This is a genomic window from Syntrophotalea carbinolica DSM 2380 (assembly GCF_000012885.1).
Taxonomy (GTDB): domain Bacteria; phylum Desulfobacterota; class Desulfuromonadia; order Desulfuromonadales; family Syntrophotaleaceae; genus Syntrophotalea; species Syntrophotalea carbinolica.
This window is the reverse complement of the sequence record NC_007498.2, coordinates 1-20,815: the sequence shown is the minus strand read 5'-3', so window position 1 is coordinate 20,815 and position 20,815 is coordinate 1. Positions and strand designations below refer to the sequence as shown.

The following is a 20,815-nucleotide window of genomic DNA, read 5'->3' as shown; positions in this document are numbered from 1 at the left end:
TATGGAGGGCGGAGCTGTTTATAAATCGAGATAGACGCGCCCCCGCCAGAGCCCGTGAAAACAGCTCACCAGTAGATGGTGGTAGGTGACGGCCTTGATCTCCCGCTGCGGAACGCCGGCCAGCGGTGCCACTGTCAATCTGGCTTCGAGAAGATCCGGTTGCATTCCGCTTAAAACGATATCCCGGGGCCACAATCCCTTGGACTGAATCAGGTAAAGCAGCTCATTGAGCCAGACCACCAGCAGTTCCTCCACATCCCCGGCACGCACTTCGAGGGTTATTTTTTTCGGTGGGGCTGTGGAATCGGCTTGGCCCGCCAACACCGCCAGCATACCCCTGGCCGCCTGCACAAAAAGCTCTTCGCAACTGGACGCCCGGGCCTCGATACCCATGTCGGCCGTATGTTCCAAAAGCCGAAAGGCGGCATTGCCGCCTTTCCTTTTAGCCGGCTCGGATGTGGCGGACGCCAACGACCGAACCTTCTGCTTCCCCCCCATGTTGTCAGCCTTCACGATGCCAGGTGACGCGGCAGATGGCATGATCATCCGTCCACACCACTTTGAGCTCGCCCTGATGCGCCTTATTCAGTGCCCGCCCCAGGTGCTCGGCAAGTTTCTCCTCGGTGGTTTCAATCAGAAGTTCTTCCCCTTCACGCTCCATGCGCATGATACGCACCAGTGGATTTTTGGCCATGGCTTTACGCTCCTCGTTTTTGAGGATATTGCGAATTTCCGTTTCGTGCGCCCACAGGTAAGAGCCCCGCAGGGTAACGTAGCCCTCGGCGTAGCCATCCTTGATTTTGTGACAGCCCGGACACAGATGCCTGACCACCTTCGTATCGGCGGCTAATTTTTCATAAGCCGTCGCATCGATATACCAACGCTTGTTGCGATAAACGGCCTGACACTCAGGACAGATCACAGGTTCCGGCAACCCTTGGCCGGGAAGATAAGGATCGTTACTGGTCTTGCACCGTCCCCGTTTATCACTGATACCGAATTTTTCGCTTTCTTTTTGCATAGATGAACCCCTTTCCCGTGGATTTTAGAGACCCTCTACGCTTTTAGTATAACACTACGAAAAGGGTTGTGGGACGAGAGCCTGATCGAGATATAAGGCTGAAAAACCATAGCTCTATACCGCTTATCGCAAGGGGCGCGGAACAGGCTGTCGGCAAGGGAAGCGTACCGGAGATATTAAACGAGACACATTCTGAAAGGAGGGACTATACATATACCGATACACACAACACGGCGCAGCAGCGAGCATCGGCATGGCTCATAAGAAAAAGGGATGAAACGGCCCTGTGCCGTTTCATCCCTATGGCTTTATCTATCCCTAACGCAGTTTTTAGCCGGCCACAAGCTCCAGCACGACATCCTTGAAAGGGTTGGCGAACAAAATGATCATGGACACGACGAATACATAGATGGCCAGCGATTCGACCATCGCCAGGCCGATCATCATGGTAGTCAGTATCTTGCCGCTGGCGCCGGGATTACGGGCCACACCCTCAAGAGCGCTCTTGACGGCCAGCCCTTGTCCGATAGCCGTTCCCAAGGAGCCGAAAGCCATACCGAACCCGGCGGTTATGATAACCCAGGTGAAAAAATCCATTGTAAATCTCCTTTGATTTGCTTGATTTCTGAGTCTTCAGACCTAATAACCTATATGCAATCCGCCTATGGAACTGTCGCCAACAGCGGGACACGCATACATCAGTGTGCTTCCTCCAGAGCCCCGGCGATATAAATCATGGCCAGCAGGGTAAACACAAACGTCTGGATAAACGCCACCAAAATCCCCATCAGCATCATGGGAATAGGTAACAGCAGCGGTACCAGGGTAAAGAAAATAACCAGTACGATTTCATGCCCGTACATATTACCGAAAAGACGCAGCGCCAACGACAGGGGACGCGCCAGATGCCCGATGATTTCAATCGGCAGAATCAACGGTGCCAACCACCATACGGGCCCCACAAAATGTTTAAAATATTTTAGCCCGTGCTCTCGGACTCCCACGACATGGGTCATGCCAAAAACCGCCAGCGCCAGTGCGGCATTGGTATTGAGATTGGCCGTCGGGGGAGCAAACCCCGGTATCAGGGCAATAAGATTGGAAAACAGGATAAACAGTGCCAACGTGGCAATCAGGGGAAAATAGCGACGGCCCTTGGGACCCATGGTTTCATCGGCCAGGCGTCCCAGCTCCACCAGAACGATTTCAACCAGATTCTGCAACCCGCCGGGAACCTCTGACAGCCGGCGCTTCAGCAGCAGCGCTACCCCCGTCAGCAACAACATGATCAACCAGGCATGGGTGACATGCACCAAAAAACCGTAGTGCTCCAGGTTTTCCAGGCTTGTGCCTTGGGTAAAATGTTCAACCAGCCACTTGAGAAACAAAAAAGGATGCGTCATGAATACTCTCTTGTTGTCATGCCAGGCCCAAAAGCAACGTCGTCCATAGCAGATTGGCAACCACCACCGAAAGGCCGATACTCAGTGCCAGGGGGTGAGCCTTGAGCGGGCCGATCAACACAAAAATAGCCCCGGCCAGACATGCCAGCCTGATGAAAGACCCGCATTGAAAACCTAAGCCCGAGCGCTGTCCAGGAACCGATAGTAACCGGGAAAGGGAACGGTGCAAAGTCTGAAAACCGCCAATAACGGTCAAACCGCCACCCAGCACCCCCACCGTGACCGCCCGTGACTGCCACAGCAGACTGCCCAGAACCATGGCGCCAAGGATCAACCAGTTGCGCCGGGACAGATCCCGTATGATCGTATCACTGCCGGTTGTCACTTTCATCCTCCTGCTGCCGGCGCAACTCTCGACGGGTAAGGATAAAAATATTGCGGAAACCGGCGGCTATTCCGAACCCAAGAAACAGCAGCGTCAACCAGGGACCGGTATCCAGCCAGCGGTCGAGATAATACCCCATAAACAACCCGATCAGGGTCGACGCCACCATAGAAATTCCGACTCCGGAGAGAAACCCTATGGACTTGATCAGCTGTTGTCGGTTTTCCGCCATATCCGTCTATATCCGGGACGCCGCAAAGAGCCGTCGTAAATCGCCGTGCCGCTGGCGAAATTACCTACGATTATAACCTGCTCAAAGGCAACTAGCTAACACAGGTGGCATGAGGAAGTCAAAAGTTTTCCCCCGACTCAAGCATCGCCGTTATGCGGTAAAAAGCCGGATAAACTCGGCGAAAAGCCCCTGGTCCACATCTGCCACTTCGTATTCCTTCATGATTTTGAGCGCTTCGAAAGTGGAACGCCTCTTGTGATAGGGACGCTCTGCAGTCAGCGCCTCATAAATATCGGCAATGCGGCAAATGCGCGCATAGGGGTGAATATCCGAGCCCACCCTGCCACGGGGATAGCCCTGGCCGTTATCCTTTTCATGGTGCTGCAAGGTAATCGTACGTGCTTCATCGGTAACGATGCCATGTTCGCTTAAAATGGTATAACCTTCTTCCACATGACCGTTAACGACCAGCCGTTCTTCCGGCGTCAAAGCCCCAGGCTTATTGAGGATATCGATGGGAATTCGGCACTTGCCAAGGTCATGCAAAAAAAATCCGGTGCCAAGCTTATGCATATCGTGGGACCGATCCAGGCCAAAAAACAACCTGGCCAGGGCCACACCGAAAATACCGACATTGGTTGAATGTATGTAAGTGGCCTGATCGAAGGCCGTCAACCGTACCAGATGTTTGGTGGCCTGATCGTCACTTACAATCAGATCGACCGTCGGCACGATGATATCGCAAGCCTGTCTTATGAAAGGGCCGCGGGGGTCATCGAAAGCACGACGCATGGCATCGCGGCAGGTGGCCTGTACCGCCCTGGCTTTAACGGATGCCTCAATATTCGGATTGGCGACCAGGTCGTCCAAACGGGCACGCAACATGCGGCTGTAATATGCCGAATCGTCGGTCCGGGCATAGATTTGATCGGTACCGTAGTGCTCCAGACCCATGACAGCCTGACGGCTCAATGCGCTATGCCGGGCAGCCAGAAGAACATATTCGCCGCTGCGGTTACGCCGAAACAGGTCACAGGGCGCTTTTTCGATAAAATCGAGAAAGTCCGCACTTACGGCGAAGAATTCCTCCGTGGGAATAGTTTCGGCCAGTTCCATGCTTGCCTCTGAAGCAGATAGTTTATTTCCCATCAGTATGCAGCATCCTGCAACAATTCATGCCCCTATCAGCGATCAGGAGTTCAGGTACGCCGTGATGCTATCGGCGATGGTCTGGAAAATACGCGTGAACTCCTTTTCGTCGCGTTCCAGCAAGGTAATGCGAAAGCCCATTTCCCGGGTACAGAAAGACGAAAGGGGAACCACGCATATACCGGTCGACGCAAGCAGATAGTACACGAAACGCTTATCGAGAGAAACCCCCGGCGGGCTGACCAGACGCTCCACCAGGCTCCGTACCTCGGCATTTTCAATAGGCAGCGTCTGTTTATGGGTCAAAGCTTCAGACTTGATCACGACACTCATGTAAAATGCGCCATTCGTCCGATTGACCTTGGTGCCGGGTACATCCTTTAAAATCTCGTAGGCAATATTGGAACAGTTTTCGTATCGGGCCCGCCGCTCATCGAGATAGGACGGATATTCGGGATGATCCAGAATGCGCGGTATCGCCTTCTGGGGTAAGGTAGTGGAACAGACTTCAACCATCTTGGCATTGAGAATGCTCTGCATGTAGCGCTTGAAAACCGGGTCGCGCTCGGCATTGTAGGTTTCGATCCAACCGCAACGGGCGCCGGGCCACGGCACATCCTTGCTGATACCGCGTAATGCCATGCCGGGTACGTCGCCGATGAGATCCGACAGGGGCTTGGTCGATTGGCCGTTATAGACGATATTCAGGTAGACCTCATCGCAAATTACGAACAAATCGTATTCCCTGGCGATGGCGATCATCTCGCGCAGAATCCGCTCCGGATAGACCGAGCCCGTCGGGTTGTCGGGATTGATGATCAGAATCCCGGAAACCGCCGGGTTGTATTTCACCGATAGCCGCAAGTCGTCCAGGTCCGGATACCAGTTGTTGTCGGGATCCAGACGATAGGAAATAGGCCGTTGTCCGGCATGGGCGGCTTCGGCCGAGGAATGGGTGGAATAGGTCGGCGAAGGGCCGATGACACGTGCCTCGCGCCGAAGAAAGCCGTATACCTTCTGGATCGCATCCCCCAGGCCATTGAAGAACATGATATCTTCGGCAGTGATTTGGGCCTTGCCGCGCCGATTGGTGCGCTCCGCCAAAAACTCACGCGTCTCCAGCACCCCCTTGGTGGGGCAGTAGCCGTAGGAACAATCCTCCATAACCAGTTCAGCCACCAGCTTTTTCATCCACTTGGGTATTTTTTCGCCCTTGGCCACCGGATCGCCGATATTTTCCATGTTGGTTTTGATGCCCATACGCTGAAGCGTCTCGGCAATCTCCACAATGGCCCGAATCTCATAGGTCAATTCGCCTGCGCCGATATGTACGATATCGTTTCTCATAGATTTATCTGAAATCCCTTCAAAAAGCCTCGGTTCACATCGATTTCACATGCACTATAACGTAAAAAGCCATGAGCTTCCAATGCCCATGGCTTACCTGCAAAGATTCTCCGACTCACCGGGATTTTACATAGCAAGACAACGAGCCATTCTGCGACCTTCAGCCGCAGAGCCCATCGCTCGTGCTATCGTTGTTTCGACCAGTACTCGGTTCCGATGGTGAGCCATGTGTCTTCTCCTTTTACTCTATGGTTGGTTAGCACAGCTACCATCGAAAGTCAATCCCTCGCAGCGTCTGCATGAAGGTTGTTAATCCTCTGCTGACACTGAAGTTTACGGACAAACGGACAACGGCAGGCAAACCTTTATGGCCATCTAGGAGTCTTCTTGTTTCGGTCGCATCATCCGCAGCATGACCACCAGGTTTTTTCCTGTCCGAATATTCGAAATGTCAGATCAGGAAAACCATCCTGCCATCGATTGGAAGCAACCAGCTCCGCAGCCCTGATACGGGGCAAAGCGGTTGGTTCAAGTGGGTGATTTATGGTATAAAGAGGGCTTATTTCTTAAGGAGAGACCATACCCCTATGAACATAAAACGCTCTATTAAAATCATCCTCTGGTCGTGCCTCGGCCTTTTTTTGGCCGGATGTCTCGCTCTGGCAACCGCCTACGGACTGGTATCGGCTTCGTTGCCCAAGGTCGATACCCTGGCCGATTACCGTCCGCCCATCATTACCACCATCCATAGCGACGATGGCACCGTTATCAGCGAATTTTCCAAAGAACGTCGCATCCTGGTCCCCATCGTACGCATTCCCCGTCAACTGATACATGCTTTTGTGGCTGCTGAAGATTCCCATTTCTTTCAGCATCGCGGCATCGACCTGATGTCCATTCTGCGGGCCGCCATTAAAAATGTCATGGCCGGCGGTATTCGCCAGGGCGGCAGCACCATCACCCAACAGGTGGCCAAAAGTCTGCTGTTGACGCCCGAAAAGAAGTTTTCGCGTAAATTCAAGGAAGCCATCCTGGCCTGGCGCATGGAACAGAAATTATCCAAAGACGATATTCTGTTTCTGTATCTCAATCAGATCTACCTGGGCCACGGCGCCTATGGTGTCCAGGCCGCAGCTGAAAACTATTTCGGTAAAAACGTCGAACAACTGTCGCTGGCGGAATGCGCCATGTTGGCCGGCCTGCCGCAGGCACCCAGCCGCTATTCTCCCTACCGGCATTTCGACCGGGCAAAAAGACGCCAGGCTTATGTTCTCAGCCGCATGTTGGAAGACGGTTACATAACCCGGGAACAAATGGAGGTCGCCACGGCGGATAATGTGGCTATCCACCCGCGCAACAATCGACAGATACCCGGAGCGGCCTATTTCACCGAACAGGTGCGCCGTTATCTGGAGGAAACATACGGATCGGAAACCCTCAATACCGCCGGATTAAAAGTCTACACCACCATGGACGTCGGCATGCAGCAAGCCGCTCAGTTGGCGGTGCAGGCCAATCTTCTACGGCATGACCTTCGCCGTGGCTACCGGGGCCCACTACGCATCCTCGATACCGAGCAGGAAGTGGCTTTTCTGGCCGAACAGGAAACCCAATTTCCGCAACCGCCGGAGAAGGGGAGCCTTGTTGAAGGGGTGTTGGTCGGAACGCGCGGCCATAACGCCATCGTACGCATCGGTAGCTTGACCGGCACTCTGCCACTCAACAAGGGTCTGGCCAACAAGCTGCGCGTGACACGACGTGGCACATCGGTTAAAAAGGTCAAGGAACGCGTTATCAGCGTTCCTGCAGGGTCGGTGTTACAGGTAAAAATAGAACAAAGCTCCGATAAAAATTTGCTGCTGTCGCTGTACCAGGAACCAGCCGCCCAGGGTGCCTTCATTGTCCTTGATCCCCACTCGGGTGGAGTCAAGGCTCTTGTAGGTGGATATGATTTCACCCAGAGTCAGTTCAACCGGGCTATCCAGGCCCACCGGCTGCCGGGTTCCGCCTTCAAGCCTCTTATCTACGCCGCCGCACTGGATAAAGGCTATACTCCCGCCACCATTATGCTCGATACGCCGATCATTTACCGCGAACAGGATGAAGACGGAACAGAAAAGGAATGGAAGCCGAAAAACTATGCCGAAAGCTTCACCGGTGTCACGACGCTGCGTCAGGCTCTGGCCCATTCCTACAATGTGGTTACGGTGAAAATGCTGCAGGACATCGGGGTAGGCTATGCCATCAATTATGCTAAAAAACTCGGCATCGAGTCCCCTCTGAACCGGGATCTTACCTTGGCGCTGGGATCTTCCGCCGTATCCCCCATGGAACTGGCCACCGCCTATTGCGTCTTTGCCAACGGCGGAGTTCGCATCAAACCGGTTTACATCACCCGCATTGTCGATCGCAACGGTAGAGTCCTGGAATCGACGGATCCGGCCGATTTTCCCGCAGGCCCTGCTGCCGATCAAAAACTGATCAAGCAATCGCCGCAACGGGTCATCTCTCCTGAAACCGCCTATCTGGTCACCAATCTTCTCGAAAGCGTAGTCCAGGAAGGAACCGGATTCCGGGCACGGGCGCTGCAACGTGCCATCGCGGGTAAGACCGGTACCACCAACGACCAGAAGGATGCCTGGTTTGTCGGCTACAGTCCGAAGCTGCTGGCGGTCTCCTGGGTTGGCTACGATAAGGAACGTTCCCTGGGACCACGTGAAACCGGTTCGAGGGCTGCCGCGCCGGCCTGGGTCGATTTTATGCAAACGGTTCTCAAGGATCGACCACGCCACGAATTTCCGGTACCCGACGGTATCGAATTCCGCCCCATCGATCCGGCCACCGGTCTGCTGATTCCCGAAGACAGCCCCAATGTAACCATTGAAGCCTTTGCGTCGGGAACAGCGCCTACGCGCTATACCCTGGAAACGCAACAGCCCCAGGCCATCGATTTTTTCCAATTGGACATGGAAAACAACTGATCTTGATCAGAGACTGTTTTTAACGTCGATGCGGGGGCAAACAGGCTGTACCGGACATCGACTGCATAATGGACGCTGGGCTTTACACAGGGAACGACCATGATGGATGAGTAAATGACTGGTCTGGGTCCAGCTGGGTGGCGGCAACAGCTGACACAGCTCCCGTTCGATACGTACCGGATCGCGCTCCTGGCTCCAGCCCAGACGTCGCACCAACCTTTTGACATGGGTGTCGACAGGCAGCCCGGGAATGTCAAAGGCATTGCCCAGCACCACATTGGCGGTTTTGCGCCCCACTCCGGGCAGAGCAACCAGATCCTCTATGGTTTGCGGAACCTGGCCGCCATGCCGGTCGACCACGGCGGCCGCGCAGCCGATGAGATTTTTGGCCTTATTGCGGAAAAAGCCGGTACTGCGAATGATATCTTCGATCGTTTCGGGTCGGGCTGTAGCCAGGCTTTGCGCATCCGTAAAGCGCGCAAACAGTTCGCGCGTCACGATGTTTACCTGCCGATCCGTACACTGTGCCGATAAAATGGTCGCCACCAGCAACTGCCAGGGATTTTCAAAATTCAGGGCGCAATGAGCCTCCGGATAGAGCTGCTCGAGAATACGGATGACTTCCTGCATTTCTGCCAGCTGTTTTTTTTGCGCCATATTTTAGCTCCAATGCTTCAAATAATACGGGCCGTTCGACAGTATCTGTCCAACGGCCCACAAACCCTCTTATCCCGGTTTTGCCGGGTTATCAACCCCGTCAACAGACTTATCCACAGGTGGTATTAACCCGGGGCAATTTCCATGCGACCATGCTTGACCCCCTTCGCCTGCAAATAGTTGCGCGGATCGGCGACTCTCACCGTAAACAGCAACGGAAGATGAGTAGAAGCCCGTCGAGCCGTGGCGTACCTGTAAATACGCGAGTCGACGATGCGCAATTGCCCCCCCAGATAAGCCCGATCCCTGCTGCACAACGGCAGCCAGGAAGGAAACGTGGAGGACCAGAAGGGGCTTTTTGCCAAACGCAAAGCCGGCGCTATCGAGCCGTGCCTGAGGGACCAGGGTCCGTCGCCGAAATCCCCCAGCAGCATTACAGGGCATCCTGTGGAATGCGACCCAACGCCGTCCTGCGGATCGAACAGCCGTACCCATTGGCGACGGCGCTGACGAAAATGTTCATGTAAACGGATATTGAAAATATGCAGACAACGGCCGGCAATATTAATATCGGCGCACAGGCAGCTGCCACCTTCGAGATCGAGATAACGCATGGCGCGCATGGGATAGTACGACAGAAAAGCATTGCCGCCAGGACTGTCGGGACCGTAGTAATTCATGGCCAGACGTTGCCCCAGCCAGGCCGCCTGATCGTTATCCAGCGAGCCTGCCACCTCCTGCAGCGCCACCATATCCGGCCCGGCGCGGCTTATAACCTCCAGAATACGGGCAGGGTCCGTACGACCGTCCGTTCCCCGGCAACCGTGGATGTTGTAGGTCATAATCCGGATGGTATACATGCTGCCCTCGACAGTGCGTTTTTTTGTTTTTAATCCATTTCAGCCTTGAGCGAACGCTGCATAAGGTCGGCCACCGCATCCCGAGGATCTTTATTTTCGAACAGAATAAGGTACATCTGCTCGATAATCGGCGTTTCCACTCCGAGTCGTTTGGCCAGCTGGTAGGCGGAAAGGGTTGTTTTCACCCCTTCTGCCACCATCCGCATCCCGGAGAGGATATCCTCCAGCTTGCGACCGCGGCCAAGCTCCAGCCCCACACTGCGGTTACGGGAGAGATCGCCGGTACACGTCAGCACCAGATCTCCCATCCCCGAAAGCCCCATAAAGGTGCGTTCCCTGGCCACCATGGCGACGCCAATCCTGGTCATCTCGGCTAGTCCCCGGGTAATAAGGGCGGCGCGAGCATTGTAGCCGTACCCGAGACCATCGGAAATACCGGCGGCCAGGGCAATGACATTTTTCAGGGCCCCACCCAGCTCTACACCGACAATATCGCTGCTGCGGTAGACGCGAAAATATTCGCAACTGAAAATTTTCTGCACCGTCCGGGCAATATTTTCATCCTCGGAAGCGACGGTAAGTGCGGTCGGTATTTCGGCCGCCACTTCGCGCGCGAAGGTAGGACCGGAAAGATAGGCCGCACGTTGCAGGCGCTCCTCGGGTAAAACCTCCTTTAACACCTCGGACATGGGCATGAGGGTATCGTTCTCGATCCCCTTGGCGGCCGACACTAAAATGGTATCTTTCGCCAGATGGGGTTCAGCCTGGCGTACCACCGCGCGCAACACCTGCGAGGGAGCCACCAGCACCACCATATCCTTACCGGCCGCGACTTCACCGAGGTCCGAGGAATAAGCAAGCTTTTCATGCAGAGTGAAATCGGGCAGATAGAGATCGTTTTTAGCGCTTTTGCGCATGCGCTCGACCAGATCCTGCTCGTAGGCCCAGAGGGTAACGGCATGGCCGTTTTTTGACAGCAGATCCGCCAGAGTCGTTCCCCAACTGCCCGCTCCTATAACTCCGATATTCATAGATGCCTCCTGTCAGATGGCCTTCTTTTTTTTCCTTATCCGATTTTGAACCTGAGTAATGCGTTGTGCCAGAATGGGCTCTCTGGCATACCGACCTTCAAGCCCTGCAAGTACCTGCAGAGCTTTGCGCAGTTCGCCACGCTCCTCATGGATTTCGGCAAGGGTAAAATATCCCTCCAAAGCAAATGAATGCTCGGGATAGTCACGACAAAGCCTTTGTAACACCTGTACCGCATCGGAGAGATTGCCCTCCAGCATAAAGGCACATCCAATACGGTACAGTGCCTCGGGAAGGAGAGAGCTCTCTGGATATTCATTGATCAGACTTTCGAATTCGATGCGCGTCTGCTCAAAATTATTCATGCGAAAATACGTGTCGGCTATCTCGTACTGAACGATCTCTCTCTGCGTTGACGGACCATCCAGAATCTTTTGATAGGCGACCAGTGCTCTACCGTAATCCTGCAGTCGATATTTGTAAATATCGGCCACCTGGCGCCGCGCTCTCTGGCTCCAGGCGGTATCGGGGTAGTCGCGCTCGACCAGCAGAAAAGACAGCAGAGCTTCCTGATCCTGGCGTAGATGCAGAAGCAGGATATCCCCGGCCAGCAGCAGCGCCCGGGCACCGGTTTCCGTTGCCGGATAATGATCATGCAGACTGCGTAGCTGACTTACCGCCGTGCGATAGGCGCCTTTTTCGATGTGCTTTTCGGCACGCCGGTAGAGCTTTTGCGCCATATCGCCCCGGTTGACCGCCATAGCGTACCAACCTATGAGCACCGCCAGCAGCAGCCCGGCCCCGGCCAGCGACAAATAACGTCTTTTATTCGACGTCTTGCGCGCCCTCGCCCGTTCCTCCTTCAAGAGCTGCTTCTTCAGCCTCTGCAGTTCCATTATCCTCTTCTTTTTCGGCAAGTTTGGCAACGGCGACAATACGCTCTCCCGGTTCCAGAACCATCAGCCGGACCCCTTGCGTATTGCGCCCGATAACCGACAGATCGGCCACGCGGGTTCGCAGGACTTTACCGCCATCGGTGATAAACATCAGATCGAAGTCGTCATTTATGAGCTTGATATCGACAACCTTACCGTTACGCTCGGAAGTTTTGATGGTGATAATTCCCTTGCCACCGCGGCCTTGTTGGCGATATTCATCCAGATTGGTGCGCTTGCCGTAGCCATGTTCCGTCACGGTCACCAGGGTAGCGGCCGTGGTATCGGAAACAACCTCCATTCCGATAACCTGATCGTCCCCTTCCAACGCCATACCGCGCACCCCGCGCGACGTACGGCCCATGGCGCGCGCGTCTTTTTCGGGGAAACGAATGGCTTTGCCGTTCTGGCTGGCCAACAGCACATCCATCTCGCCATCGGACAGTCTGGTCGAAACCAGGCGATCGCCTTCATCAATGGTAAGAGCGATGATACCGCCGGACCGGGGGTTGGCATAGGCCATGAGGTCGGTCTTTTTGACGATGCCGTTTTGGGTGGCAAAGATAATGTAGCGGCCTTCGGTGAATTCCCTGACCGGCAGAATGCTGGTCACGTTTTCGCCACTTTGCAACTGCAACAGATTGACGATAGCCTTGCCGCGCGACGCCCGTCCGCCCTGCGGAATTTCATGCACTTTGAGCCAATACACCTTGCCGGCATCGGTAAACACCAGCACGAACGAATGGGTCGAAGCGATGAATAACTGTTCGACAAAATCCTCTTCCTTGGGCCGCATGCCGGTCACGCCTTTACCACCGCGGCGCTGGGAACGATACAGCGACACGGCATTACGCTTGATATATCCGGAATGGGATACGGTAACGACCATATCCTCGTCGACAATCAGGTCTTCGAGGGAAAGATCACCGCGATGATCCACTATTTCCGTACGGCGGGGATCAGCGAATTTTTCCCGAATTTCCGACAATTCCGACTTGATTATTTTAAGGATTTCCACTTCGCTGGCCAGTATCTCCTTGAGGCGGTTGATCAAGGCCAGTATTTCCCTGTATTCGGCCATGATCTTATCCCGTTCCATCCCGGTCAGGCGATGCAAACGCATATCGAGAATCGCCTGGGCCTGGATTTCCGATAGGGCAAAGCGCTCCATCAGACGTTGTTTGGCTTCCCGAGGATTGGCCGATTGCTTGATAATTGCAATCACCTCATCGAGATTTTCCAGGGCGATTTTAAATCCCTCGAGGATATGGGCTTTTTCCTCGGCTTTACGCAATTCGAAAATACAGCGCCGTGTGACAATCTCTTTGCGGTGTTCGATGAAATGCTCCAACACCGCCCGCAGGCTCAGAACCCGCGGCTGACCGTTGACGATCGCCAGCATGATGATGCCAAAAGACGACTGCATGGCGGTCATCTTGTAAAGCTGATTGAGGATGACTTCCGGTATAACATCCTTCTTCAGCTCGACGACAACGCGGATACCCTCGCGATCGGATTCATCGCGCAAGTCCGATATGCCCTCGATTTTACGGGACTTGACCAACTCGGCGATTTTTTCTATGAGCCGCGCCTTGTTGACCTGATAGGGAATTTCAGTGACAACGATTTTCTCCCGACTGGTGCGACGGTCCTTTTCCACCAACGCCCGCGCCCGCATCTGTACAATCCCGCGGCCGGTTTCATAAGCCTTGCGGATGCCTTCGCGACCGAGGATAAAACCGGCCGTAGGAAAATCCGGACCGGGAATCAAGCGGAACAGATCCTCGTCGTCGAGCGTCGGATCATCGATAATGGCAACCAGCCCATCGATGACCTCTCCCAGATTGTGCGGCGGAATCTTGGTCGCCATGCCGACAGCGATACCTTCGGAACCGTTGACCAGCAAATTAGGAAATTTACAGGGTAAAACCAGCGGTTCCTGCAACGAATCGTCATAGTTGGGGCCAAAGTCGACCGTTTCTTTTTCCAGATCGGCCAACAACTCATGGGCCAGCTTGTCCATACGCACTTCGGTATAACGCATGGCCGCAGCACTGTCGCCGTCAAGCGAGCCGAAGTTACCCTGGCCATCGACCAGCGGATAACGCATGGCAAAATCCTGTGCCAAACGTACGATGGTATCGTAGACAGCCGAATCGCCATGGGGATGATACTTACCGATTACATCGCCGACAACACGCGCCGATTTCTTATAAGGCTTGTTGTAAGCATTGCCCAGTTCGTGCATGGCATACAACACGCGTCGATGAACCGGTTTCAGACCGTCCCGCACATCCGGCAGAGCCCGGCCTATAATGACGCTCATGGCGTAATCCATATAGGATTTGCGCAGCTCGTCCTCTATGTTGACGGTTTTTTTGTTTTGTTCCGTTAGCATGCCTTATCCTCCGCGGGAAACCCGGATGGTGCGACTGGCTGGCGCAACATCCGGCATCGGTCTTTTATCAGATATCGAGGTTGGAGACATTGAGGGCGTTGTTTTCGATGAATTCGCGCCGAGGTTCGACCTGGTCTCCCATGAGAACCGTAAATATTTCGTTGGCTTCCACCGCATCTTCAACCTGGACCTGTAACAGTATGCGTTTTTCCGGATCCATGGTGGTTTCCCATAACTGATCCGGATTCATCTCGCCGAGACCTTTGTAACGCTGGATATACTGTCCCTTGCGGGCACGGGCCTGGAAAAAATCGAGCAATTCCTGGCAATTGTTGACCTCGGATTCCTCTTTCCCCTCCATGCTGATCACAGCCCGCTCATTGGCATGGCTTTCCTGAATCTTGGCCCAGGCCTGCAACAACAGGTGATATTCGTGGGAAGACAAAATTTCCAGAACCTGGCGATCGATACGAGCACGAACGTTCCCCAGGGTAAACAAAATCCGGTCGGGTTCGTGGAACAGTTGGAAATCGGCATGCGGAGCGGCCTGCTTCAGTCTCTGAACCAGCGGGGCAAGATCCGCCATATCCTCAAAGCCGTTGCGAATGCGGCCTTCCACAAAAATATTCAGGACCTCGCTATTCACACCTTTGAGGACTAATTTTGAAAAAATATGGTTGTATTCGATGATATTCCGCAGTGTGGGAATAATTTGCTTACCCCGCACCACCTTGTCGTTTGCCTTCAACTCGAGAGTTACTCCGTCAACCCCTTCATCGAGCAGATATTCGGTAAGGGCGCTCTCGTCTTTGAGATACAACTCCCTTTTTCCCCGTTTGGCTTTATAAAGCGGCGGTTGTGCGATGTAAAGATAGCCGCGTTCTATCAACTCAGGCATCTGACGGAAAAAGAAGGTCAACAACAACGTGCGGATATGCGAACCATCGACATCGGCATCGGTCATGATGATGATACGATGGTAACGTAACTTGCTGATATCGAAATCGCCCTTACCGATGCCGGTCCCCATGGCGGTAATAAGGGTGCGAATCTCGTTGGAGGTAAGCATTTTGTCGAAACGGGCCTTCTCGACATTGAGAATTTTACCTTTCAACGGCAAAATAGCCTGGTTACGTCGATCGCGTCCCTGTTTGGCACTGCCGCCGGCACTGTCGCCCTCGACCAGATAGATTTCGCACAAAGCCGGATCTTTTTCCTGGCAGTCGGCGAGTTTTCCCGGCAATGCCAAACTGTCCAGGACCCCCTTGCGCCGGGTCAGATCGCGGGCTTTGCGCGCTGCCTCGCGGGCCCTGGCCGCTTCAATCCCCTTTTCCAGAATGCGCTTGGCAACGTTGGGATTTTCTTCCATAAAGGTTGCGAGTTTTTCATTGATCAGGGTTTCGACATAACCTTTGATCTCCGAATTGCCCAATTTGGTCTTGGTTTGGCCTTCAAACTGGGGGTCCGGCACCTTGACGGAGATGACTGCTGCCATCCCTTCCCTCAGATCGTCTCCGGATATGGAAGCTTTGACGTTTTTCAGCAGGTTATTGGCCGTGGCGTAGCTGTTCATGGTACGGGTCAACGCTGCTTTAAACCCGACCAGATGCGTACCGCCCTCGTGGGTATTGATGTTATTGGCGAAGGTAAATATTTTTTCGTCGTAACCGTCGTTGTACTGGAATGCGACTTCGATCTGCACGCCTTCGCGCTCACCGCTGAAAAAAATGGGTTCGGCATGTAGCGGCGTCTTGGCCCGGTTCAGATAGCTGACAAAGGAAATAATGCCACCTTCGTAATGGAAATCATGGCGTTTTTCCGAGCGCTCATCCACGATATGAATGTGCACGCCACCGTTCAGAAAAGCCAGTTCCCGCAGCCTTTTCGACAAAGTCTCAAAAGAGAAATCCGTTATTTCAAATATTTCCGGATCCGGCCAGAAGGTAATACGCGTACCACGCTTGGTGGTGTCGCCCTCCTCCCGTAAAGGTGCATCGGGAACACCTCGCACGTACCCCTGGCGGTAGATGCGTCCGTTACGGCGGATTTCCAATTCCAGCTTTTTCGACAGTGCATTGACCACGGAAACGCCGACACCGTGCAAACCCCCGGAAACCTTGTAGGAATCGCTGTCGAATTTGCCGCCGGCATGAAGCACGGTCATAACGACTTCGGCCGCCGACTTATTTTGAGTCGGGTGCATATCGACGGGAATACCGCGGCCGTTGTCCTCCACTGTTACCGAGCCATCCAGATGTAAAATAACGGAAATTTCATCGCAGACACCTGCCAGGCTCTCATCGATGGAATTGTCCACCACTTCGTAAACCAGATGGTGCAACCCCATGACACCGGTCGACCCGATATACATGGCAGGGCGTTTTCGCACAGCCGAAAGACCTTCCAGAACCTTGATGCTTCCGGCCCCGTACTCTCTTTGGTTCGTATCCGTCATAAGATCCTCATAACAGTTATTGGTAATCGCAAAGTTTTCCCTCTCGGACTCGAAAAGTTCGCATGCGATTGAATCCCGCGTTTTGTAACGGAGATAGTTCCGTGCAGGTAATAAACACCTGGCCTTGTCTTTGGTGTAAAAACCGGAAAAAGTAATCCTGCCGTTTGCGATCCAATTCACTGGTCATGTCGTCCAGTAAAAGCAACGGCGTATACCCTGTCTCTTTTTCCAGATCGATAATCTGAGCGGTTTTGAAGGCCAGAATAAACGAGCGTTGCTGGCCCTGCGAACCGTAGAGTCCTAAAACCCGATCATCCACCATAAAGACAGGATCATCACGATGCGGACCGACCATGGTCATGCCATATTTTGTTTCCCGGCTTTGTTCCCGTTCCAGATTACTGCGCAATTCCTCCTTTAAATCCGAGAGATTATCGGATTCAGAGGGATAGACCAGATTGACAGATTCCCTGCCGGAGCAGATTTCCCGGTAAATGTCGCGCAACAACGGCAACAGCCGATCGAGATAACGGCGACGAGCCAAACGCACCATGGCCCCGGTCTGTATCAACTCTTCAGTCCAAGGCAGTACTATCGGAGCTGCGGCGCCACTTTTCAACAGAATGTTCCGCTGCCGCAAACAGCGCTGATAAGCCCGTGCGTGATCGAGAAAAGAAGGCCTGGTCTGACATAAGGCCCGATCCAGCAAAGCACGACGTCCCGCCGGAAAACCTTTGGGCAGACTAACCTCTTCCGGTGCAAACAGTACCGATGGAAAACGGCCGAACATCTCATTGCTTTGGCGCGGCCGCTTGCCGTTGATCTCGATATTTTTTTTATCGCCGGTTATGGTGATACTGACCGTTTCGCGCAGACCATCGCGTAGAAATTCTCCCTGAACCCGGGTATGTCGGTCAGCTGAGCCAATCAGTTCTTCGTTGCGTCCCCGGCGAAAACTTTTGAAATGACCTAAAAGATAAATCGCTTCCAGGGTGTTGGTCTTGCCTTGGGCGTTATCTCCACAAAGAAGATTAAAGTTTTCCTCCGGGCATAACTCCGCGGCTTCTATATTACGATAATTGTGCAGAATGATTCGTGTCAGGATCATGAAAATCGCCTTGCTTTGCGCGGGGAAACCGTACCAGCCCACACAATGCGCGACGTACTATAGCCTCATTGGCATGATGACCGCAAGGTAGTCGTTATCATCGAGAGGCGTAATCAGTCCCGGAGACAGTTGGTCCCGAAGGGACAAACAGACCTTTTCGGAGTCTAAATTTGCAAGAATATCAATAAGATAACGTGCATTAAAACCTATCGACAGATCACCTTCGGCATACTCTATTTCAAAATCTTCTCTGGCATCGCCGAATTCCGGATTAGATGAAGATAAAGTTAGCTGATTTTCCTGGAAATCGATTTTGACACCTTTTGACTTTTCACTCGACAATATGGCCATACGGCGTAAGGCATGTAGAAATTCTTCGCGAGGAATGTTGGCCTTGAGATCGTTATTGAGTGGAATAACTCTGTTGTAGTCGGGAAAATCACCATCGACCAGACGCATAACGATTACCGTTTGGGACTTTTTGATAACCGCATTGTTGTCCATAAAACCAAGCAGTACTTCACCATTTCCCTCTTCGGCGATTTTTCGTAATTCCAACACACCCTTGCGAGGGAAAATAACCCCCTTGGCCAATGGTTCCACATGGGAACAATCGAGAGGGGTTTGCATCAAGGCCAGACGGTGACCGTCCGTGGCCACAAATCGCAATATCTGGCGACCCTCATCTTCCATTGCACGAAGGTAAATACCATTAAGGTTGTATTTACTCTCATCCGTCGACATGGAAAAAGCGGTTTTTTCAATCAGGCGTTTAAGGATATCGCCCGGAATCTGGAAAAATTGTTCCTTGTCGATCTGGGGGAAATAGGGAAACTCATCGGCTGATAGACCAACAACATTGAAAAGCGATTTACCGCAGCGTATTTCTATCCAACAATTTTCCTTGGCGGTAAAAGATATTTCCTTTTCCGGTAGTTCCTTGATGATTTCAAAAAGTTTTTTGGCGGATACGGTTATACGACCTGCCGATGTGACGCTGGCAGGGTAGGAAGCCTTCATGCCGACTTCGAGATCGGTGGCAGTGAGGCGTATGTGGTCATCTTCGGCCTCGATGAGTACGTTGGCAAGGATAGGAATGGTGTTTTTCTTTTCGACGATTCCCTGTACTCGTGCCAGGCCTTTGAGAAAGACTTCTTTTTCAATTGAAAAATTCATGTTGCCCCCCCGTCAACAGGAAACGGTTTTTATTATGGTTTTAAAAGATTTTATAGTCGTAGTAGTAGTTGCCTGTGTATATGTGGAATACTGAAAAAATTACTATTAAATCAAGACCTTATGTTGTTCAGGGTAAAGTGGGTAAAATGCGGTGGAAATGGCCGATTTTGTGTATAACCGCGAAATGGCCGATTTATCACCGGATTGTTGTGGTTCATGTCCACACTTTATGCTGCGGTAAATCGCTTGTTAGATGCTTAGCTCTTTTTTCAAATTGTTGATAACCGAACGGAGCTGGTAATCTTCATCCATGGCTTTTTCAATTTTTTTAATCGCATGAATGATTGTGGAATGGTCCTTTCCGCCGAAGCGTTCTCCGATTTCCGGATAGGAACAGGACGTCAGCTGACGGGAAAGATACATGGCTATCTGGCGCGGTAATACCAAGGCTTTCATGCGCTTGGCTGACTTAAGATCCGATATTTTGATGGAGTAGTGAGTAGCCACCAGTTTTTGAATCTCTTCAACGGTTAGTTCTCGGCGTTTTTCCACCAGAATGTCCTTAAGCACTTCCTGGGCCATACTTAAGGTGATGGGAGTAGCTGTGAGACTTGCGTAAGCACCAATACGTACCAGGTAACCTTCGAGTTCACGAATGTTGCTACTTACCGCGCTTGCCAAAAATAAAGCTACTTCCTTGGGTAGATCTATACCGTTCTGTTCAGCTTTCATTTTAAGAATAGCTTGTTTTGTTTCCATGTCCGGGGCTTGAATATCGGCAATCAATCCCCATTCAAATCGTGATCTCAGTCTTTCTTCTAGGCCGGGTATTTCTTTGGGAAATTTATCGGATGTTACAACAATCTGTTTATGGGAGTCGTATAACGCGTTAAAGGTATGGAAGAACTCTTCCTGAGTACGTTCTTTTCCTGCAATAAATTGAACGTCGTCAATCAGTAACACGTCCATAGATCTGAATTTGGTGCGAAACTCATCCATCTTTGCATAGCGGAGTGAGTTGATCAGCTCATTCATGAATTTTTCGGAAGTGTAGTAACACACCTTCATTTCCGGATTTTTTTTCAGAATGGCATTTCCCACGGCATTGACAAGATGGGTTTTTCCCAGACCGACCCCTCCGTAAATAAATAAGGGGTTGTAGGTCGTGGCAGGATTATTAGCTACCGCTGTGGCCGCCGCGCTGGCGAATTGGTTGGAAGAACCAAGAACAAAGGTTTCAAAGGTATATCGCGAATTCAGGTTGTAGGCATTGGCTCGCGGTGGTGTTTTTTCCTGTTTCGGTTTTGGCGCCGGGGTTGCGGGGGGACTGGTTTCAGCGGCGGGAACAGGCTCTTTGGCGGTTTTACTGGCAACGGTAAGGCTTATTTTATAGGCCGCCCCTGCCGTATTCGACCAACATTCCTGAATAGTTCCGTAATAATGTTTCTTTAACCAGTCGAGGACAAACCGGTTCGGTACTTCGAGTTCCACCACATCGTTATGTACGCCGATGAAGCGAATCGGCTTGATCCATGTCGCAAAATGCTGCGGGGTCAAGGATTGCTTAAGGCTATCCAGAGTCTTTTGCCAGATTTTTTCCATGGACATTCAATTTTTTAAAAGGAGAAAATGTAAAGATTGTGTAGGAAGGCCGATTAAAATAAACAATCCACATTGTT

At 52.5% G+C, this 20,815-nt stretch carries 18 protein-coding genes; 1 reads left to right on the top strand and 17 read right to left on the bottom strand.

Features of this window, described 5'->3' with window-relative positions:
* Window positions 1–18: 18 nt before the first annotated feature.
* From PCAR_RS00650 to PCAR_RS00615, 8 genes are all read right to left on the bottom strand, one after another.
* The gene (locus PCAR_RS00650; protein ID WP_158447386.1) at window positions 19–540 is read right to left on the bottom strand and encodes an archease; all 522 of its coding nucleotides are present in this window, start codon (window positions 538–540) and stop codon (window positions 19–21) included.
* On the bottom strand, window positions 503–1,021 hold the full coding sequence (locus PCAR_RS00645) for a BCAM0308 family protein (protein ID WP_011339664.1): 519 nt from the start codon (window positions 1,019–1,021) through the stop codon (window positions 503–505). Before PCAR_RS00645 ends, PCAR_RS00650 begins: the two co-directional genes overlap by 38 nt.
* A gap of 330 nt (window positions 1,022–1,351) precedes the next feature.
* Window positions 1,352–1,618 (bottom strand): ATP synthase F0 subunit C, encoded by a 267-nt coding sequence (atpE, locus tag PCAR_RS00640; RefSeq protein WP_011339663.1) that lies wholly within the window; start codon window positions 1,616–1,618, stop codon window positions 1,352–1,354.
* A gap of 101 nt (window positions 1,619–1,719) precedes the next feature.
* Complete coding sequence (gene atpB / locus PCAR_RS00635; RefSeq protein WP_011339662.1) at window positions 1,720–2,424, bottom strand: F0F1 ATP synthase subunit A; 705 nt, start codon at window positions 2,422–2,424, stop codon at window positions 1,720–1,722.
* A 16-nt stretch (window positions 2,425–2,440) separates the two neighbouring features.
* A complete protein-coding gene (locus PCAR_RS00630) occupies window positions 2,441–2,809 on the bottom strand; it encodes an ATP synthase subunit I (protein WP_011339661.1) in 369 nt (122 codons plus the stop codon).
* Window positions 2,793–3,041 carry an AtpZ/AtpI family protein gene (locus PCAR_RS00625; protein WP_011339660.1) on the bottom strand — a complete coding sequence of 83 codons (249 nt, stop codon included), beginning with the start codon at window positions 3,039–3,041 and terminating at the stop codon, window positions 2,793–2,795. Before PCAR_RS00625 ends, PCAR_RS00630 begins: the two co-directional genes overlap by 17 nt.
* Before the next feature lie 150 nt (window positions 3,042–3,191).
* Window positions 3,192–4,190 carry an HD-GYP domain-containing protein gene (locus PCAR_RS17560; protein WP_011339659.1) on the bottom strand — a complete coding sequence of 333 codons (999 nt, stop codon included), beginning with the start codon at window positions 4,188–4,190 and terminating at the stop codon, window positions 3,192–3,194.
* Between the two features lie 42 nt (window positions 4,191–4,232).
* On the bottom strand, window positions 4,233–5,537 hold the full coding sequence (locus PCAR_RS00615) for a pyridoxal phosphate-dependent aminotransferase (protein ID WP_011339658.1): 1,305 nt from the start codon (window positions 5,535–5,537) through the stop codon (window positions 4,233–4,235).
* A gap of 587 nt (window positions 5,538–6,124) precedes the next feature.
* On the opposite strand from PCAR_RS00615, the gene PCAR_RS00610 reads away from it, so the two are divergent.
* Window positions 6,125–8,518, top strand: coding sequence for a penicillin-binding protein 1A (locus PCAR_RS00610; protein ID WP_011339655.1), 2,394 nt, complete (start codon window positions 6,125–6,127; stop codon window positions 8,516–8,518).
* A 6-nt stretch (window positions 8,519–8,524) separates the two neighbouring features.
* On the opposite strand, the gene nth is transcribed toward PCAR_RS00610, so the two are convergent.
* The 9 genes from nth to dnaA all read right to left on the bottom strand — a co-directional run bounded on the left by nth (window position 8,525) and on the right by dnaA (window position 20,738).
* Entirely contained in the window at window positions 8,525–9,175 is a 651-nt protein-coding gene (gene nth / locus PCAR_RS00605; RefSeq protein ID WP_011339654.1) for an endonuclease III, read from the bottom strand.
* 125 nt (window positions 9,176–9,300) lie between these two features.
* Window positions 9,301–10,035, bottom strand: coding sequence for an endonuclease/exonuclease/phosphatase family protein (locus PCAR_RS17555; protein ID WP_011339653.1), 735 nt, complete (start codon window positions 10,033–10,035; stop codon window positions 9,301–9,303).
* Window positions 10,036–10,064: 29 nt separating this feature from the next.
* Window positions 10,065–11,066: an NAD(P)H-dependent glycerol-3-phosphate dehydrogenase gene (locus PCAR_RS00595; protein ID WP_011339652.1), complete on the bottom strand. Its 1,002-nt coding sequence runs from the start codon at window positions 11,064–11,066 to the stop codon at window positions 10,065–10,067.
* 12 nt (window positions 11,067–11,078) lie between these two features.
* On the bottom strand, window positions 11,079–11,960 hold the full coding sequence (locus tag PCAR_RS00590) for a tetratricopeptide repeat protein (RefSeq protein ID WP_041531188.1): 882 nt from the start codon (window positions 11,958–11,960) through the stop codon (window positions 11,079–11,081).
* Entirely contained in the window at window positions 11,890–14,397 is a 2,508-nt protein-coding gene (gene gyrA / locus PCAR_RS00585; RefSeq protein ID WP_011339650.1) for a DNA gyrase subunit A, read from the bottom strand. Before gyrA ends, PCAR_RS00590 begins: the two co-directional genes overlap by 71 nt.
* A gap of 67 nt (window positions 14,398–14,464) precedes the next feature.
* Window positions 14,465–16,852 carry a DNA topoisomerase (ATP-hydrolyzing) subunit B gene (gene gyrB, locus PCAR_RS00580; protein ID WP_011339649.1) on the bottom strand — a complete coding sequence of 796 codons (2,388 nt, stop codon included), beginning with the start codon at window positions 16,850–16,852 and terminating at the stop codon, window positions 14,465–14,467.
* 16 nt (window positions 16,853–16,868) lie between these two features.
* The gene (gene recF / locus PCAR_RS00575; protein ID WP_011339648.1) at window positions 16,869–17,960 is read right to left on the bottom strand and encodes a DNA replication/repair protein RecF; all 1,092 of its coding nucleotides are present in this window, start codon (window positions 17,958–17,960) and stop codon (window positions 16,869–16,871) included.
* Window positions 17,961–18,017: 57 nt separating this feature from the next.
* Window positions 18,018–19,136, bottom strand: a complete 1,119-nt coding sequence (dnaN, locus tag PCAR_RS00570; protein WP_011339647.1) for a DNA polymerase III subunit beta — start codon at window positions 19,134–19,136, stop codon at window positions 18,018–18,020.
* A gap of 249 nt (window positions 19,137–19,385) precedes the next feature.
* Window positions 19,386–20,738, bottom strand: coding sequence for a chromosomal replication initiator protein DnaA (gene dnaA, locus PCAR_RS00565; protein ID WP_011339646.1), 1,353 nt, complete (start codon window positions 20,736–20,738; stop codon window positions 19,386–19,388).
* Window positions 20,739–20,815: the final 77 nt, after the last annotated feature.

Coding starts and splice junctions, on each gene's coding strand:
- gyrA (WP_011339650.1), bottom strand. CDS start 14,397: ATGCTAACGGAACAAAACAAAAAAACCGTCAACATAGAGGACGAGCTG.
- PCAR_RS00615 (WP_011339658.1), bottom strand. CDS start 5,537: ATGAGAAACGATATCGTACATATCGGCGCAGGCGAATTGACCTATGAG.
- PCAR_RS00625 (WP_011339660.1), bottom strand. CDS start 3,041: ATGGCGGAAAACCGACAACAGCTGATCAAGTCCATAGGGTTTCTCTCC.
- nth (WP_011339654.1), bottom strand. CDS start 9,175: ATGGCGCAAAAAAAACAGCTGGCAGAAATGCAGGAAGTCATCCGTATT.
- PCAR_RS17555 (WP_011339653.1), bottom strand. CDS start 10,035: ATGTATACCATCCGGATTATGACCTACAACATCCACGGTTGCCGGGGA.
- recF (WP_011339648.1), bottom strand. CDS start 17,960: ATGATCCTGACACGAATCATTCTGCACAATTATCGTAATATAGAAGCC.
- gyrB (WP_011339649.1), bottom strand. CDS start 16,852: ATGACGGATACGAACCAAAGAGAGTACGGGGCCGGAAGCATCAAGGTT.
- PCAR_RS00590 (WP_041531188.1), bottom strand. CDS start 11,960: ATGGAACTGCAGAGGCTGAAGAAGCAGCTCTTGAAGGAGGAACGGGCG.
- PCAR_RS00645 (WP_011339664.1), bottom strand. CDS start 1,021: ATGCAAAAAGAAAGCGAAAAATTCGGTATCAGTGATAAACGGGGACGG.
- dnaN (WP_011339647.1), bottom strand. CDS start 19,136: ATGAATTTTTCAATTGAAAAAGAAGTCTTTCTCAAAGGCCTGGCACGA.
- PCAR_RS00650 (WP_158447386.1), bottom strand. CDS start 540: ATGCCATCTGCCGCGTCACCTGGCATCGTGAAGGCTGACAACATGGGG.
- dnaA (WP_011339646.1), bottom strand. CDS start 20,738: ATGGAAAAAATCTGGCAAAAGACTCTGGATAGCCTTAAGCAATCCTTG.
- atpB (WP_011339662.1), bottom strand. CDS start 2,424: ATGACGCATCCTTTTTTGTTTCTCAAGTGGCTGGTTGAACATTTTACC.
- PCAR_RS00610 (WP_011339655.1), top strand. CDS start 6,125: ATGAACATAAAACGCTCTATTAAAATCATCCTCTGGTCGTGCCTCGGC.
- atpE (WP_011339663.1), bottom strand. CDS start 1,618: ATGGATTTTTTCACCTGGGTTATCATAACCGCCGGGTTCGGTATGGCT.
- PCAR_RS00595 (WP_011339652.1), bottom strand. CDS start 11,066: ATGAATATCGGAGTTATAGGAGCGGGCAGTTGGGGAACGACTCTGGCG.
- PCAR_RS17560 (WP_011339659.1), bottom strand. CDS start 4,190: ATGGGAAATAAACTATCTGCTTCAGAGGCAAGCATGGAACTGGCCGAA.